This window comes from Myroides sp. LoEW2-1 (genome assembly GCF_009767705.1).
In the GTDB taxonomy this organism is placed as follows: Bacteria; Bacteroidota; Bacteroidia; order Flavobacteriales; family Flavobacteriaceae; genus Flavobacterium; species Flavobacterium album_A.
The window spans coordinates 1-1,386 of record NZ_WSPP01000219.1; the positions used below are offsets into that span (position 1 = coordinate 1).

A 1,386-nucleotide genomic window follows, 5' to 3' on the forward strand; every position below is an offset into this window, starting at 1 on the left:
TCATTGTTGTCCGATAAAAAGAGTAGTTTTTTCAGACTACTCTAATTTTTAGTAAGTTTGAAGTAACCACACTTTAAACTACTATGGGTAAAAATAGTCATTTTTCGACAAAATCCGTTTTCGGACAGCTGATTTCCTTAATTGATGATTCCCTTATCAAAAGAGAAGTCAAAAAGAGCAATTCAGACCGCTATACCAAGCGGTTTAAGACCAAAGACCATTTGATAAGTATGCTTTTTTGTTCGTTTTCAAAGTGTACTTCACTCAGGGAAGTATCAGGAGCAATGCTTGGTTTGTCGGGAAAAACGTCGGGCTTTCAATTGAATCACATTCCAAAAAGAAGTACTTTGTCGGATGCGAACAGGAAAAGAGATGTTTTGGTTTTTGAGAATATCTATCATGGATTACTCCGGCAATATGGTGAATTTTTATCGGACAGCCGGATTAAAAGCGTGATTAAAAAGCAGGTAAAAATCTTTGACAGCACGACTATCAGCTTGTTTAAGGATATTCTGGAGGGCGTTGGCAGAAAACCCAAAACAGGCAAAAAGAAAGGTGGGATCAAGGTTCATACGGTTGTCAATGCCGATGAAGTCGTTCCCAGTTTGGTTTGGTTCAGCGAAGCTAAAAAACACGACCATCAGTTTTTGGACAAACTAAAATGTGATAAAGACACCGTTTACGTTTTCGATAAGGGATATAATGACTACAAGGCTTTTGCGCATTTTACAGCGCATAAAACGGGATTTGTAACACGGATAAAAGATAATGCATCATACATCAATATTGAAGAGTTAGACATTGAAGAGCCTATTCACAGTGGTGTTTTAAAGGATGAAATTATAGAAGTTGATGTAAAAAATGGCACAGCATGTTCAAAACTAAGACTCCGGAAAGTGGTTTTCTATGACCGTGTCAACAAAAGGGAATTTGAGTTTTTGACCAATCTGTTTGATATGAGAGCCGACCTGATTGCTGCTCTTTACAAAATCAGATGGCAAATTGAACTACTGTTTAAGCAGTTGAAACAAAACTTCCCTTTAAAATATTTTTTGGGAGATAATGAAAATGCTATCAAAATACAGATTTACTGCGTATTGATCGTGAATCTTCTACTGGCAGTCATCAAAAAGAGATTGAAACGCCATTGGGCATTTTCAAACTTAGTGAGTTTTTGCAAAATACATTTGTTCAACTATATCAATCTGATGAAATTCCTGGAAAACCCCGAAAAAGACTGGATTATTGAGAGAAACCAAACTGAGCAATTAGCTCTATTTTGACAGCTTAGTTTTGAGAAACGAAAAAATAAAAAGCACAATGAAATGAAAACCAATTAGATAAAAATAAAAAAGAAGTGATTTTAATTTTTATCGGACGCTAATG

The 1,386-nt window shown here is 35.6% G+C and carries 1 protein-coding gene; it reads left to right on the top strand.

The genetic code is table 11. The features are described 5' to 3' along the window. The first annotated feature begins 83 nt into the window (after positions 1–83). Entirely contained in the window at positions 84–1,283 is a 1,200-nt protein-coding gene (locus tag GOQ24_RS12300; protein WP_155093485.1) for an IS4 family transposase, read from the top strand. The last annotated feature ends 103 nt before the right edge of the window (positions 1,284–1,386 follow it).